At 62.9% G+C, this 15,633-nt stretch carries 8 protein-coding genes; 2 read left to right on the top strand and 6 right to left on the bottom strand.

From position 1 onward, the window contains the following. Positions 1–200 precede the first annotated feature (200 nt). A complete protein-coding gene (locus J2Y41_RS19245) occupies positions 201–1,121 on the bottom strand; it encodes a helix-turn-helix transcriptional regulator (protein ID WP_309930877.1) in 921 nt (306 codons plus the stop codon). Between the two features lie 208 nt (positions 1,122–1,329). Here J2Y41_RS19245 and J2Y41_RS19240 point away from each other — a divergent pair, with 208 nt between their 5' ends. Continuing rightward, positions 1,330–2,442 carry an alkene reductase gene (locus J2Y41_RS19240; protein WP_309930875.1) on the top strand — a complete coding sequence of 371 codons (1,113 nt, stop codon included), beginning with the start codon at positions 1,330–1,332 and terminating at the stop codon, positions 2,440–2,442. Positions 2,443–2,957: 515 nt separating this feature from the next. On the opposite strand, the gene J2Y41_RS19230 is transcribed toward J2Y41_RS19240, so the two are convergent. The 5 genes from J2Y41_RS19230 to J2Y41_RS19210 all read right to left on the bottom strand — a co-directional run bounded on the left by J2Y41_RS19230 (position 2,958) and on the right by J2Y41_RS19210 (position 14,331). Next, positions 2,958–4,055: a phenylacetaldoxime dehydratase family protein gene (locus tag J2Y41_RS19230; protein WP_309930873.1), complete on the bottom strand. Its 1,098-nt coding sequence runs from the start codon at positions 4,053–4,055 to the stop codon at positions 2,958–2,960. Continuing rightward, the gene (locus J2Y41_RS19225) at positions 4,056–4,271 is read right to left on the bottom strand and encodes a hypothetical protein (RefSeq protein ID WP_309930871.1); all 216 of its coding nucleotides are present in this window, start codon (positions 4,269–4,271) and stop codon (positions 4,056–4,058) included. Positions 4,272–8,042: 3,771 nt separating this feature from the next. After that, the gene (locus J2Y41_RS19220) at positions 8,043–9,050 is read right to left on the bottom strand and encodes a class C sortase (RefSeq protein ID WP_309930870.1); all 1,008 of its coding nucleotides are present in this window, start codon (positions 9,048–9,050) and stop codon (positions 8,043–8,045) included. 113 nt (positions 9,051–9,163) lie between these two features. Continuing rightward, positions 9,164–10,645: a SpaH/EbpB family LPXTG-anchored major pilin gene (locus J2Y41_RS19215; protein ID WP_309930868.1), complete on the bottom strand. Its 1,482-nt coding sequence runs from the start codon at positions 10,643–10,645 to the stop codon at positions 9,164–9,166. Positions 10,646–10,728: 83 nt separating this feature from the next. After that, a complete protein-coding gene (locus tag J2Y41_RS19210; protein WP_309930866.1) occupies positions 10,729–14,331 on the bottom strand; it encodes a DUF6923 family protein in 3,603 nt (1,200 codons plus the stop codon). An 877-nt stretch (positions 14,332–15,208) separates the two neighbouring features. On the opposite strand from J2Y41_RS19210, the gene J2Y41_RS19205 reads away from it, so the two are divergent. After that, positions 15,209–15,427, top strand: a complete 219-nt coding sequence (locus J2Y41_RS19205; RefSeq protein WP_309930864.1) for a hypothetical protein — start codon at positions 15,209–15,211, stop codon at positions 15,425–15,427. Positions 15,428–15,633: the final 206 nt, after the last annotated feature.

Here is a 15,633-nt window from a genome sequence, read left to right as displayed (position 1 = left end):
GTGTGTGCGAGCTCCAGGACATGGCGCTGCCCGGAACCTAAACACCACCTTCGGAACCTCGATTGCCGCATTGAGGGTTAAGACCCCCACCGCGTCAGCCCGACGTGTCATTTGCGTGCAAGCCCCTTCGCGTTAGCATTGGGATGTCGCGGACCTCGCGCTGAGTAGCTGGCCGGGAGCGTAGGCCGCCGATCAGCAGGTCACGAGGTTGAACGCACTCGCGGCATCTCGGATCCCGCTCGCGTCGCGTCGGCTCCCCAGCTGGCCAGCAGCCGCAGCGCCTCCGCCGATAGCGAACCGGGCTCGGCGTGGTACGTCGCCAGCGACACTTCGTGGTCGCCAGCCGGGTGGAACGACTCGACGTGGAGGTCAAGCTCGCCGACGAGCGGATGTCGTAGGCGCTGGACCCCGAAGCACCGATCCTTCACGTCGTGGGTCGCCCACAGCCGCCTGAACACCTCGCTCTTCACGGAGAGCTCGCCCACCAGGGCGGCAAGCCGGGGGTCGTCCGGATGGGATCCGGCGTCCATCCGCAGCTGAGCGACGACGTTCTCGGCCTTGTCCTCCCAGTCCGCGAACAGCTCGCGGTACTCCGGTCTCAAGAACACCTGCCGTGCCCAGTTCCGCTCCTGCGCGGGAAGCTCAGCCCAGTCGCCGAAGACCGCCGCGGCCATCCGATTCCAAGCGAGGATCTCCGCACGCCGCCCCACCAGAACCGCCGGGATGTCGCCCATGGCGTCCAGCAGGCTCCGCAAGGTGCCCCGCAGCTGCGGGGTGCGCTCGGCCTGCTTCCTCTTCCGGCTCGGCTTTACCAAGTGCGTGAGATGGGCGTGCTCGGCGTCGCTCAGCCGGAGCGCGCCAGCGATGGCATCGAGGATCTCCGCAGACACGTGTCGCCCATTGCCCTGCTCCAGGCGGGTGTAGTAGGCCACCGACACGCCCGCGAGCTGCGCCAGCTCCTCGCGGCGCAGCCCCGGCACCCGTCGGAACCGGCCGAAGCTCTGCAGCCCCACGTCCTCCGGTTTCAGCCGGGCACGCCGGGTGCGCAAAAACTCGCCGACCTCCGCTCGCGCATCCAGGGCGGCGGCTGACTCGCGCGGCGATAGGGGGTAGTCGTCCATGCATCCAGTATCCCCGGGCGGACGCAGATTATCCTGTCCCCACCAGTGGTAGGCATCGCGTGCGTACGCAGAACTGTGGTCTGGGTGAATGTCGGAGCACCCCGCACGCTTGAGAGTGTTCCCGGCCGGATGGCGGTCGGGGCGTCGCCGACGCACCGCTCGGCTGACATCCGCTCATCCAGTCCCACCATCCGACAGAAAGAAGACCATGTCCGTCAGCACCCTGAATGCCTCCCCCGTTCCGTCCCTGTTCTCCCCCGTCTCGCTCGGGAGTATCGAGCTCGCCAACCGCATCGTCATGGCGCCTCTCACCCGCGTCCGCGCCGGCGCCTCCGGCATCCCCGGCGACCTCATGGTCGAGTACTATCGGCAGCGGGCGAGCGTGGGAATGATCGTCACCGAGGGCACTTACCCCGACCACGCGTCGCAGGGGTATGTCGGTGAGCCGGGCATCGCCACCGACGAGCAGGCGGCCGGCTGGCGGCGGGTGTTCGACGCGGTGCACGAGGAGGGCGGCCGCATCGTCCTGCAGATCATGCACGCCGGGCGCGGCACCCACCCCGACATCAACGGCGGCCGCCGCATCCTTGCCCCCAGCGCGATCGCGATCAACAACAAGACGTTCACCGAGAAGGGGGAGCAGCCCTACCCGGTGCCGGAGGCGATGACCGCGGCCGAGATCCGGGTCGCCCAGGACAACTTCGTCGCCGCGGCCCGCCGGGCCGTCGAGGCCGGCGCGGACGGCGTGGAGATCCACGGCGCCAACGGCTACCTGCTGCAGGAGTTCCTCTCACCGGCGGCCAACAAACGTGCCGACGAGTACGGCGGCACGCCGCAGAACCGCACCCGCTTCGTTGTCGAGGTCGTCACGGCGGTAGCAGAGGCCGTGGGTGCCGAGCGGGTCGGACTGCGGATCTCGCCGGAGGGCGACCTCGGGGACGTCTTCGAGACGGACCGAGACGACGTCCTGGCCACCTATGGAACCCTGTTGGACCAGCTGCGACCCCTTGGCTTGGCCTACCTCTCCATCCTGCACGTCGAGCCAGGCGGCGAGCTGGTGCAGGAGCTGCGTCGGCGCTTCGACGGCATGGTGATCGTCAACAACGGCCCCCTCGGGGGCCAAACCACGCGGGAGCAGGCGTTCCATCAGATCGAGGCCAATCACGCCGACGCAGTGGTCGTGGGACGGGCCCTCATCGCCAACCCCGACCTCGTCGAGCGCTGGCGAGGTGGGCACGCCGAGAACGAACCGCGGCCAGAGCTGTTCTATGGAACGGGCGCCCAAGGCTACACTGACTACGCCTTCCTCGACGCAGAGTGAATCCGCCCGGTCACGCCTGTCCGTGCGGCGACCCGACGCGCTCGGACAGACGTGACCGGCAACACCGTGCTCGTTCGACCACGAAAGGTCGGGTCTCAGTCGATCTCTCGAGCGCTCACCGCCCGGTGCGGGCGCGCAAGCGGATATGTCGGGTAGGGACGCCACCAATGGTGTTGAATGCTTCGATGTGACCTTCCAGGAAAGCTTCCTGAGCGCAGGTCGGGGAAATTCTATTCACGGACTTCCCAGAGTGGGTGAGCCTGCACGAACGCGCACCTCGTCGTCTTTCCCGCCGCGTAGGCTCCGATGAGCCAAACAATCATGGACGAAACTCTAGTGCCACGAATCATCTTCCCCCGGCCGGCCCGTCAGCCGATCGGCGGATGGACGCCTTGGCCTTTGTGACATGCTAGCGCTGCGAAATTGCCTCCAACCTGCGATTCACCCTCCAAGACCAACGGATACCACCAGATTCTGTCACACAAAGAAGAACGAAGCTTTTGCCCTACATCACATCAGCTTGTCACGTCCGTATGTGATGCGACAGGCCTTCCGGCCCCGAGCATCCCCGTTGTGGCGTGGCAATTGTTGTATTCGAAGTATTGCTGGTCGCGTGCGACGACAGCGACCTCATGGCTGAGGCGGAGCTTGGCACCGACGTTTGCTTGTAGGAATTTCATGGCGGATCCGAAGATAGCGAGGTGAGTGGGGTGAGTTTCCGCCCACCTTTCCATGTCCCCCAGGCTGTGCCAGAAGCTCAGGCCGAAGCTCTGTTCAAGGACGCCGCCCTCGCCGTCGCTGCTGGTCATGTACCTGTTCGCGTAGCAGCCGATCGACGAGCCCTCCGACGTCAGGAAGTCCATGCCCGCGCGCAGATGGGGCTCCACATCGCCGAAGTACGACTCACGTTCTGCCTCTTCGCAGAGGCTCCAGTCTTGACCGGAGCGAATAATCGCAAGGTTGTCGTGGGGTTCTACCCGGATAATGCTTGAGCCAGCGTCGACGAACGGGTCGCCCGCCGGGTCAAGGGCCTCGGTCTGCGCACGTGGAAGGCGCTCACGCATGCTTCCCCAGTACCCATGTTCCTGGATCTCGCCGCTGAACCCTCCAGCGGCCACCCTTGCGACCCCTTCCGGGAAGGTGTTGGACGAGTACAGGGTCTCCAAACCGCTTGCATCTGGGGTGACCGCTTCGATCCAGCGGCCGTGGTCAGCCAGTATCAAACCAGCGCCGATCAGTACGTCGCGGTGCTTGTTGAACCATCGCCTATAGGCCTCAGTATCGTCCCAATAAGCGATGATGACCTGGTTCTCGAAACCCTGTTCATCAGTGTGGACCGCGTGCTCGCGGGATATCGGTCCATCCGCTTGTGCGCACAACTCCCACATACCGGCGGAGGCCGCCTTCGCTCCACGGGACAGTGGCGGCTTGCTTTGGACGCCGAAGAAGGCGCATACAAGACTGCTGACACCGTCGGCGAAGCGCACGGAATAGGACGGGTAAGGGGGTGTGTAGTTATCTCCCACACGTCTGGTCCGCGTCCGTTCCACGCTGAGGTGTGCCGGGATGGCAGATTCCAAGGCCCCTGCCTGCTCGCCGCTTCCGGGGGGCATCTACAGTGCCGCCATTGCTACAAGAGCCGGTTCTTCGACGCTTTGGGTGAAGTCGTCGGCGGACATGCTCTCCGGGGCAGGTGCTGCCTCCGTAACCACACGTCGAGGATGCCCGTTGAGGACAAGCTCCGCGGCATCGGGACAGGAGTAGCGTCCCTTAGGTGCGGCCACGGCGTTCGCTACGGCACCAAAGCCCACAGTTCTAATACAGGTCATCGGCTCTTCTTCCTCAAAAGTAACCGGCGCGCGCGCCAGCCAACGTAAGAATCGGATGATCCAATTGTCCTTGATCCAATGAAGATCGACTACGCGGCACGCCGTCCTGACAGGGCCGGTCAACCTCGAAGCCCGCCTAACTCGGGTCCGCCCGCGTCGGCCCAGTCGCCGCCTTAGGACCCTGTCGCGGAGTCCGTCTATCGCAAATTGACTCCCGTTCGAGGAACCCCGGCGTTTCGCGGTTTGTCCAACTTTGGACAGCCGACGAGCGCGAAAAGAACACCCGAAGGACGGATTTCGGCGTAACCCGTCCACCTCACCAAATGACCGTCCCCGACGCTGAATTCATACGACACACGGATGGATATCGGTTATACAAGATATCCGGGCATGAGACGGCCGCACTGGAGCTGATCTTGACGACTGGGATCGCGCGGGCCCTGCCAGGGCGTCGGGTACTTCGATGCCGGTGCATAAGCTCGCTCGGCAGCTCGGCCTCCCTACGTTGATACCCGTCAGTGTCCAATGTTGTGTCCAAAGTTGCTGAGGTACTCACTCACGTGCTCGTCATGGCCTGTTATGTTGATGGGGGGATGATTGGTCGTTAGTTGGGTTCGTCGAAGAACTCCCTGCCGGGGCTTATGTATTCGTCCTGCATTTTCGTAGAGGCCGTACGGAGCCCCGTTCTGGCACTGATTAGCAGGGCAGAGACCGCGTTCGGTTCTATCCCCGTGACCGGGGCGATCTCCCGGGGGCTTCCGCCCGAGTACTTCGGCGTGCCAGAGCACTGTCCGCCGCCGTTCCGGAAGGGTGCGAATCGCGGCTGCGACAGGTTCATGCTCGATCACGAACAACGCCCCCTCCCAGGGCCGGTCTACCACGCTGGCGTCCAGATGCTCATCCGGCGCGGGCTGTTCACGGTCAGTTTCTTCCATAACGTCATGGCCACAGACCCGATCGAAGCGCTCAGGTAAGGGCCGAACACATTCTGTTGGTCCGTACCCGTTCCGGATCGCTAAGATCGCCTTCACGAACGCCTGGTGCAGAACGTCTTCGGCTTCCTGCCCGCTCGAGGTCAACCGCCGGGCGAAGATAACGCCACATTCACGGTGATGGTCATACAGCACGGCCATTGCCTCGGTATCCCCCTCCGGACCCGTGCAAGCACCCCAGACTCTCCCCCACCTGCTCCTCGGGCCCAAAATGACAGTTCGGAATCACCGGAACGGCCCGTGACAACGTCACGTGCCTGGCCCGCGTATGTGTGCGCAGCATCGTCCAACTGGCCCATCCTCGTCTAACCTCATGTGTTGCAAGTAGGACAGAGCTTTCGCGCTTAGCCAGTACACGGCAGTCCGGCCCGTTTCATGACGCGATAATCGGCACATGGAAAACGAAGAGGTATAGGCCTGGCCCGGTTCGCAGGCTGTGGAAACAGGTGGCGTCATGTTCCGGTGGCTGTGAGGTTGAGCGCATGACCGCCGAAGAGTCGGCTGGAACGAACAGGAATACAGTGTGAGTCGAACAACCCCGCCAGGTCGGAGTGAAGCGCTGATGGGTGTCAACGCGGAGCTGATGCGTGTCCTCACTCACCGGTATATCGAGTACCGGCAGGCATTGGAACCTCCCAGGGACACGACCAAAGCCATGGCCCTCGCCGCAGGCGTGCTCGAAGCCGTACATCACCTTGTCACCGGGACCGGTTCCAGCCCCGGCCAGGAACGCAGTCGGGGAACTGGGTCCGGGGGCTTCAGTCACGAACCTGCCAATCAACGGTCAAAAGGAAGTAGGTGACGCTATTGCGCAGTACCCCGACCTAATTGGCCGCTCATTTGACCCCGGGGCGGGTTCGCCTGCATACCTGGTGCGGATCTTCTTGAGTCAGCCGCAAACGGAAAAGGACGCGCGGGGCCCATGAATTGCTACCTAATTTGAGGGCCCCGCACGCCACACCTGAACGGTTTCAGGCCCGCCTGGACCATCAACCGTCGACGGAGTGTTAGGCGTTCCCCGTGCGGTCTCGGTTGATGCGGGAAGTGAAAGGGTGCTCATTTCCGGCTTGGGATAGCCAGTAGAGGGATTGAGGGTCGTCAGTTTAATGACCAAGCCCCGTTCAAGTTGCTTCACCTGGTTGACAAGTCAGATCTCAGATAGCGCTGCAAGGGATCATGCGTGCGGACAACAAATTAGATTTTCAAGGACTTCAAGCATGGATGCCAACCCCGCCCACTTCCGCGTCACCGGCCCGTCAGCGCGTCCTGCAATGGGACAAGCTTGTACCCGCAGACGCCGTTGAGGTGTACCGGGACGGCACCGCCCTCCCCGCGGGCCGGGTTGACATGCTCATGCGATCCGGCTACTACTTCTGGGTTTTTCCTGGACCAGGGGCTCGGGACTGTACTGTTCCATGAGGGCGAAAAAGTCGATATCTTCAAACTCACCCCCCATAACAACTTCGGCGACTGTCGCAGTGTCCTGTTCCTCGCCTACAGCCGGGCCAGAAGCCCTGGTCCACTCCGGCACGCCCGTGCGCGGCTGCGAACGATTGGCCGCGAGCACTGAGACGCCCTGCTGACCAAGGCGACGTGCAAAGGCTGCTCCTCCCGTGGTACCGGAACCACCCGCCTCTCTTAAGGGGATGCGCTCCAATTGCCCCGACCCCAGGTTCTGAAGCTGAGCGTGCGCTGCCTATTACGACCCAGGAGATCTGATCCCGTCGGCAAGAGGCTTACCCCCAGTTCTCGGCGCTCAGACTCACGACTAACACCCCCTATTCTGGTTCCAGAAGCAAACCTTCCGGGCAATGAGGTTTTATCGAGCCAAGCTACCCCGTCACGTTTTCCGGCGCCCGCGGTTTAGGAAATGCGGAACAAAGCCCATTCGGTACTCACGCACTGCCGGGATCGGTTCCGCGGTAAGAGGTAATTGAGTTCGCCTGTTGCCGGTGTGGGGCGCGAGGCGACACCAACCCCCGCCCCACACCCTCTATCAACGGACATCACGTTTCCTCCCCCTCCCAGCGCGGGCGATCAGCACTGCAGCAGTCGGTCCGATTGCCGGTCGGAATCTTCCTGACGGAATCATGCCGTGCCTGTTCCAAGTATGCGGTGCGCAGCCAGCGCTGGGCCCGCAATGCAGTGCCTTCAGAACGACTGTTTCCAGATCAAGGAGCCCGGCGATGGTCTCTGGTTCCTCTGCTAGAACATCGCAGTACCAGAGCACGACCCGCGATGTCCTCGGCAGGGCTTCCATCGCAGCGATTATGCGTTCGTGTGGAACCGGAGTCGGCAAATCCCCTGCTTTGAGTTGTGCTCTGGCACCATTGCCCGTCAGCGTCGTCGATGCGGGCCTAACGCTATTTGCTGCTTTAGGTGGTGTTCCCATGGATGTTTGCCTTGATCTCGCTGCGGACGAATGTGTAGGAGCATTCCCGACTCTCCATGGGTTCACTGTTAGCGGTAACACTAGTGTCGAGAACTTAGCGTCGCTGCAGAATGGTGGCAATAGCCGAGGATTGCATGGGTCAAGAAGTGGCGCCGGGAGGCGGGATCGTCTGGCTTAAGGAGCCACTCGATTTCTTCTGATCCCAACAAGTTGTAACTAGAAAAGCGCATGCTGATTTCTGCCGGTTGTTTTGGTCATAATGAACATACGGTGCTTGACTGCCTTGGCTGATCTGCGCTTGAGACTTACGAGAAGGACGTAATTCTCAGGCGTGAAGCCGGTAGCCCGAGCATGGAATCTCAGCGGTCGGCAGCAAGCCCTTCGGATTCACGACTGAGTTTCACACCCGTCATCGTGACGCGGTGCCCCCGCCAAGGTGGATGGGGGGTCCTCATCGTCGTCACTGTCTGGTGTTGCTGCTTCTCCGGGCGAGCTCTTGCGTGGCCGGGTCACTAGGATGGCCAAGACGATTGCGCCCACCAAAGCCAGTGCCCACCAAGGGAAGCCAGGGTCCAGCACTTGACTGGGGAGCATTCGGTCGCCGTCCTCCGGTGCGGGGGGATCGATGCGTTCACCACGGACGAGAAGCCTGTGGCTGTTGATGCCCTTTGGCGTGCAGGTGACCAGGGTGACGTAATCTCTCCCGTCCACCTTGCGGAGGTCGTCTGTTTCTTCCGGAAGCACGGTCTTGATCTGGTTTACACGGTAGTAGAGCTCTTCGCCGAGTACGTTGATGGTGAAGACGTCACCATCGGCAACCTTGTCCAGGTCATCAAAGAGGGTGGCGTTGACGAACCCTGTATGTGCGGTGAGGACGCTATGGGTGCTGGTGCCGCCGACGGGCAATCCTGAGCCGAAGAGATGGCCTGCGCCTTTTGCGAGGGTGGCTTGGTCGGTGCCGTGGAAAATCGGTAGGTCCGAGTGGATGGCGGGGATGCTGATGCGTGCCATCATGCCTCCGGGCCCAATGTCCAACATCTTCTTGTAGGCGTCCGAGCCCGAGCCGATGACTGTTTGTTCGCCCTGCTCGTTCAGGGAGTAGGGGTCCCGGAGGGGGCCGGAAGGGAGAACTTTATTGAACTGGCGGGCTTCGTCCAACAGGGACTTCTGTGCTGAGGGCGAAAGGTTTTCGACCGTCTCTATATAGCCGCTTATTTCCGTTGCGTGGACCCGATCAGAGAACCAAGCAGCCGCGGTTGGGTAGAGGAGCACACCGACGCCGATGATTGCGGCCAGCACGATGAAGATGCGTTGCTTGCTCCATGCGGAGCGTGCTCGGCTCGGTTGTTGGGCTGTTCGCCGTGGGCGCAGTTGGGGAAGTTGGGGCTGTGTCATCAGGTTCCTGGAGGGGGTTGTACCGGGATGAAGCAAAGCGGGGAAGAGCGCTTTTCGGCGTTCTTCCCCACTTTGGTGTTCAGAATGAGGACCGCTGATGTGGTCCTTTGGTGTTACTTGTTGCTTGTCCGGCGTGAGCGGATGAACATCAGTGCCGCGCCGGCGACGAGGAGGGCTCCTGCTGCGTAGAGGATGCCGGTTCCGACGCCACCGGTCAGGGGCAGTTGGAAGGCGCTGTTGGAGGGGATGTTCTTTACCTGCAGGTCGATACCGACGGCGGTGGTGGTGCCGTTGATCAGGAAGGAGACCGGCTCGGCGAGCAGTTCATAGCCTGCCGGGGCGGTGGTTTCCACCAGGTAGTAGGTGCGGTAGTCGGGGCTTCCGGGTGCCACGGCTGCGCCGTTGGCCCAGTCGGAGTAGCGCAGGCCCGAGATGGTCAGGGTGCCGTCTGCGGCGACGGTGAAGACGCTCTGGCCGTTGAGGTCAACCGGGTTCGTTCCGGCCTTGGCGTCGGCTTCGTTGGTGTAGACGGAGAACGCGGCACCGGCAAGGGCTGCACCGTTCTCGTTGACCTTCTGCAGCGTCATTTCGCCCCACTTGGTCACGACCGGGGGTGTAACGACCGGGCCGCCGGGCTGGCCCGGGGCGACGGTGAAGCTGGCAGCGTTCGGGTAGACGAGGGCTTCGTTTTCGATTTCACCGATGGTGTTGACCTTGGTGTTCACCACGACCTGCACACGGGTGTCCGTGTGGGCTGCCAGTTTGACCCGGCCGGCGGGGGTGAAGATGACCGAGACGGTGTTGTTCGCGGCGTCGAAGTTCACGGTGTAGTCCGTGCCGGCCGTCAGCGGGGTGCCGTCAACGAGGGTCGCGGACGCGCCGATGTAGGTCAGTTTCGGGTCCAGGGCGTCCACGATCTTGTAGCCATCGATGACGGCTTCGTTCGGGATGTCACCGGTGATGGTGAAGTCGATCTGGTCCCCGAGCTTCACGTCGGGGGCGTCCGTGACGGTCTTTTCAGCCCCGGCAACGGAGTTCTTCGGGTAGACGTGGACGTCGTAGATCCAGTTGTCCTTGTTATCCGGGTCCGTCAACGGCACGGAGACCAGGAACGGGGCCGAGGGCGTCACACCGGCCGGGTAGTTCGTTTCCGTCACCAGGTACAGGCCGACCGGCAAGGCCGTGAAAGCTGCGGTGCCGGCAGCGTCGGTGGTCTTCGCCTGCGCAGTACCCAGGGTGTAACCGGCGCCGGTGATCGAGCCAGCGGCGTTGGCCGGAGCGAACACGCCCGAGAGGTTGTGCGCCGCGTCCCAGCCGGCGTTGGTGGACAGGTCAATGGTGTTGACCTGCTGGATCGTGAACTCGATACCGGCCAACGGTGTCAGGCCGGTGGTATCCACGGACGTGCCGTTGTTCGGCAGGCCCGTCGGGGTGGCGGGACGTTCGAACTTGTGGACCGTGATGGAACCGGTCGTGTCCCCGTCAACCAGGGGCGCGGCCGAAGCCGGGGCCACGGAGAAGGACATCGCCAACACCGCCCCGGCGATCGTGGCGGCGGCGGTCTTCCAAAGCCGCCCGGTGTGGTGATTACTCACAGTGTTTTCCTCTTTCTCATTGGTGGTGCTGATGCGAACACTTTTGGTGACGGTCTCTGATGTGGATGACGATGACCAAGGGTTTACTGCCGTTTGGGTGAGGCCGCTGGTTGGTTCCGTCGGCGTCGGTTGCTGGCGATGGCCAGGACAAGGGCGGTGAGCAGCAGGGTTGAGCCGGCCATGGCGAATGGCAAGGAACCGGTACTACCGGATTCGGGCATCGTTAGTGCTGGCACGTCGCGGACCGTGATGAGGAAGATGCCGTCCCCGTCCTCGTCGCCGGTGGTGACGACACCCGCGCCGCCGCCTTGACCGAGAGTGACGGACCCGTTGGGGGCGATGGTGAGTTGGACGGGTTCGGCCAGCAGGCTGAAGCCGTCCGGGGCGGTCGTCTCTTCAAGCCAATACACACCAGGTTCGATGCCCTTGAGCTGGAACATGCCTGTTTGGGTGGGGATCGCTTCGACTTGGTAGGCAGGGTCTGCAACCCCGGGCGCGCCGCCCGTGTCGTCATGGATGGCCCAGGACGACCCGGCCATGGGCACCCATGTCGAGTCCGAGGACTCCCCGATCTTCTGGATCAGGAACTTCGCCGGGGTCCGGTGGGTGGTGGTGCACCCCGGGTCTACGGGCCTAGTTGAAGCAGCGCAGCTGAGCGGGCCAGCGGTGGTTGCGGTGCCAGTCACTGTGTTGACGAATTCCTTGCTCCATGCGTCCTGTTTGACGACAACTTGATACTGCAAAGTCGCGACCTGGCCGGCAGGTAGGGTGAACGCCACAGTCGTCAACGTGGTGGACGGCGCCACGGGATCAGCCGCAGGCGTGGGTGACCCGGGACCTACGACGAGGACCGCTGAGCCGGGTACGAAGGATGCGTGGTCCAGGACCCCGGAGAGATCATCCGTCAGGACCACACCATCGATCTGGCCGATCAGACTGGTGGCAGTCACCGTGTAAGTGATCGTCTCCCCGGGGTTCACGGATGTGCCGTGCGGAGGGCTGCCGTCAACGATGGCGTCCTTCCTCATGGTCCACTGCGGAGCCGGGGGGATCTGGAGGGTGTCCGTGGCGGTCACGGCCGGGCCGGTCGGCGGGGTGCCGGTGGCGGTCGCGGTGTTCGTCAGGGTCCCGTTGTCCACGTCCGCCTGGGTCACGATGTAGGTCGCGGTCGCGGTGACGGTCTGGCCGGGCAGTAGGGTTCCTGCGGTTCCGGGCCAGGTGTAAGTCAGCGCCGAGAGCCCGGTGAGGGGGTCGGTGATCGCGACGTTCGTCAGGGACACGTTCCCGGTGTTCTGCGAGGAGAACGAGTACGTGATGGTCTCCCCCGCGAGCAGGTCGGTCTTGTCTGCAGACTTCTCCAACGTGATCAACGGTGCCGGTGCTTGCGGGACCTGGACGCTGTCCGTAGCGGTGACCGGAGGACCGGTCGATGGGGTGCCGGTGACGGTCGCGGTGTTCGACACGGTGCCGGCATCGACGTCAGCCTGGGTCACGACGTAGGTGGCGGTGGCGGTGACGGTCTGGCCGGCGAGCAAAGTGCCCGGGGTGCCCGGCCAGGTGTAGGTCAAGGTCGACAACCCCGGGAGGGGGTCGGTGATCGCTACGTTCGTCAAGGTCACGTTGCCGGTGTTCACGGACGTGAACGAGTACGTCATGGCCTTCCCGGCGACCAGGCCGGTCTTGTCAGCAGACTTGTCCAACGTGATCGCCGGGACGGGGCAAACGGGTTGGGGTTGGATCTGGGCGAGGAACCCCTCTGATGGCGCCCCGGACTTGATCTGGACGATGATGGAGTTCAGGCCGGTCTGCCAGTTGCTGTCCAGGAGCGTGGATGCGGTTGCGGCAGTCCTGAACCCTGCGTAAAAGTAGGGGTCGTTCGGGTCAAGGGGAATGGACGGCCCGGATCCTCCGGGTGCTTGGGGAAGATTGGTGCCGGTCTGGGGTACGTTGTTGACCCATACCCCGGCCACGGAGTTGTCCGCGAACCAGTTCATCTTCAGCTTGAACGAGGACGGGAGCACTGCCGTGGAAAGTGTGAAGTCGTAACGGTAGTACCAGTCGGCGTTTGCTCCAAGGGTCTGGTTGCCGCCGACTCCGGTGTAGTTCGCTGAAATCCATTGGGCGTTTCCGAACGGGCTGGCAGCCCACGCCGTTGGGACCTGGTTACCGACCTGGGCGCGAACGAAGGAAGCTCCAGCCGGTGGCAGCGATACGGCGTTGGCCGGGATGGTGCCTGCAGGGCCGTTGAATCCCGTGACGCCGCCGGCGACTCTCCAGCGCCCGTCCAGGGCACCGTTGGCGAGCACTCCGCCCGTAGCGGCGTTGTAGCCGGTGTTGAAGAAGCTCGCGTCCGTCTGGCAGGTCACGAGAGGACCAACGCAACCTTCTGCAGTGTCGGTGTTGTTGGCGGGGTTGCTGTCCGTCTCGTTCGCCAGGACCGTTGCTGTGTTCGTGACGCAGGAGGTCATGGTCGCCGGTGCGGTGGCGTTGATCGCGAAGTTCTGGGTTTGCCCGACGGCCAGTGTTCCGCTGACGCAGGTGACCGTCTGTCCGGAGACCGTGCACCCGGGGCTGGTCGTGGTCGGGTTGGTCAGGGGTGCGGGGATGGTGTCGGTAACCACGAACCCGGAGGAAACCCCCGCGCCGTTGTTGGTCACCGCCAGGGAGTAGGCGACGCTCCCCCCCGCTGGGAAAGTAGCTGGGCCGTCCTTGACGATCTGCAGATCCGTCGGGACGCCCGGAGAGGAGGTTCCGTCGTTGCTTGAGCTGGCCGGGCCAATTTGGGTGGCAACGAGGGTGAAGGTTGGGGTGGCTGCTGCTGGGTTTGTCACCCGGACCTGGTAGATCGTGCCGGTGGTGTTGTTGGAGAACCCGAGGTTGCCGTTTCCGTACGTCCAGGCACCCCCGTAGGAGCCAGCCGGTATGGCGCTTGGAAAGGAGGTCACCGCACCCGTTGTGGGGTTGATTCGGACGATGCCGGAGGTGGTGTTCACGCCCCAGAAAAACCCGTTCGCGTACGTAAAGTCCGGTGAATTCGGTACTGCGGACAGAGTGATGGACCGGACCAGCGCGCCCGTGGTTGGGTTGATGACACGCATGATCGTGCTGTCGCTCGTCATTGCGTACAGGTTTCCGTCGGCACCGAAAGCTGCCGTGTTAAATGGCACTGTTGTGCCGCCGGTTGTGTACGTGGTTGCGCCGACACGGGTGATGTAGCCGTTCTGTCCGATCCGGATCAACGCATTGGCAGGGATGGCTGCGCCGTTGCTCCCGGTTCCGGCAGAGACGGACAGCGCGTAGATGTAATTGTTGGTCGTGTTGTAGGCAATGGCGTTGTAGTTGAAGTTCGCTGTTGGTCCCTCGGTAACAAACGACGTGACACCGGAACCGTCCGTCACCGCCTTGTACAGCCTCGTAGGGTTTCCCTGAGAGATGAAAACAGTCGGGGAAGCCGAGTTGAACGGGTCTCCCGGCGCTGCCTGGGCCGGTGCTGAGGTCAGGGCTGGCAGTACACCAGCAAGAAGACCCAGAAGAAGAGTGATAACGAGCGAGGCCGCGGTGGTGCGGCGTGATGCCGGATGCCGGTCCTGCCGATAGCGGCCTCCGGGTGTGGCTTTCCGGCGGCCCCTCTCCTTCACCCGCCGACCAGGTGAGGTGCCGCTTCGCCCTTGCAGAATGTCGGACATATCGTTCCCTTGTTTCGCCGGAACCAGGGAACGCCGCGAGACCACTTGCCGGAAAGACCAGCCAACGAATCAGAACGCCGTCAGACGACATCCAGAGCTAACCCTGAAACCATTTGTTGAGTCGCAAAGGCTCTCCCTGCGCCAGATCACAACCGCGTAACCTGAAGGGAAGTCCTTCGTGACGCACGCCCCGAGTCCCGGCAGGATCACTCGCTGATAACGGGGGCCGGCCACGGACATAGGGACAGGAAAGTCCCGGACCAAAGGTGCCTTCGAGCTGAGGCGCATCGTCAGCCAGGGCAGTCCCCTGGTCCCGGGTACGTTCCGGAGAGGTCGCGCCCCGCTCGGGGACGGGGGCTCGTTTGCGGGGTTTCGTACCTTCGCGCGCTTGCCAAGCCCGCCCCTTACCCGACAAGAAGCTAGGTCCAACAGAACGGCCAGGTTGAGTTTGCGCAGTCTCCGCCGGAGGCGCTTGGCAGAGAGTGACGTTTGTCCTCCGATGGCATGCCCTTGCAGGGATCGGTGCCCTGAAGTCGACCGCTGCTACACCGAAGGAAGGTGTTGGGTCATTCAGGCGGAAGCACGAAAGAGCCTACAGGGATTTGGGTGTCCAGGACTGCGTCAACGCCCAGGACACTGGCCTGGTCGGCTTGCGCACGTTCCATACCCGCTCCAGCCACAGGACAGGCGGAGAATCGTCCTTCGAGGCCAGCCCAGCGCCGAAACCGACCAATATATCCGGAGATGCGGTGACGCAAGCAGTGACCTGCGGGGAAAACTGCCGCCGGCGGAAGCTGTTCCTGCGAAGATCTTCGGCCTGCACAAGCTAAACCGCATTGATTCACCGTCAAACCACAGAGATAAGGACGCGAGTGCAATGCCGAGAGAAGACATCGATGAACAGTCCCCGGCGGCACAGGTCGGATCGGGCGTGCGTGGAATCGCAATGACCACATCGAAGGAAGCATCCGCTGCGGCCGTGCTTGTGGGTATCAAAAATCACAACGTCAGGGAAGCGGCCCTCATGGAACAGGGTCCGGCTTCACGCAAAACGTTGCCCCAGCGGGGGTACAGCGTCTCGTCGATCTACGTTTGATCACTCAATTCAACGCTCCCCTTCGGGCAGGTCTTTTTGGCGGGTGAACAGGCGGCACAGGGTCACGTGGTGCCGCCTGTCCTGGACTTCGGGGGTCTCACGTCCGCGTCCGGGTGTGCAGGGTATCACCGTGGGTCATGGGGATCCTACGGTGATGGCATGCGCGGCGCTCCCCTGCACTGGTTTGTTAACGGGGCAATCAGCCG

Source organism: Arthrobacter sp. 1088, assembly GCF_031455315.1.
Taxonomy (GTDB): domain Bacteria; phylum Actinomycetota; class Actinomycetes; order Actinomycetales; family Micrococcaceae; genus Arthrobacter.
The sequence above is the reverse complement of the archived record's forward strand: the minus strand, read 5'-3'. Positions and strand labels throughout refer to the sequence as shown.

Coding starts and splice junctions, on each gene's coding strand:
- J2Y41_RS19240 (WP_309930875.1), top strand. CDS start 1,330: ATGTCCGTCAGCACCCTGAATGCCTCCCCCGTTCCGTCCCTGTTCTCC.
- J2Y41_RS19205 (WP_309930864.1), top strand. CDS start 15,209: ATGCCGAGAGAAGACATCGATGAACAGTCCCCGGCGGCACAGGTCGGA.
- J2Y41_RS19220 (WP_309930870.1), bottom strand. CDS start 9,050: ATGACACAGCCCCAACTTCCCCAACTGCGCCCACGGCGAACAGCCCAA.
- J2Y41_RS19225 (WP_309930871.1), bottom strand. CDS start 4,271: ATGACCTGTATTAGAACTGTGGGCTTTGGTGCCGTAGCGAACGCCGTG.
- J2Y41_RS19245 (WP_309930877.1), bottom strand. CDS start 1,121: ATGGACGACTACCCCCTATCGCCGCGCGAGTCAGCCGCCGCCCTGGAT.
- J2Y41_RS19210 (WP_309930866.1), bottom strand. CDS start 14,331: ATGTCCGACATTCTGCAAGGGCGAAGCGGCACCTCACCTGGTCGGCGG.
- J2Y41_RS19230 (WP_309930873.1), bottom strand. CDS start 4,055: ATGCCCCCCGGAAGCGGCGAGCAGGCAGGGGCCTTGGAATCTGCCATC.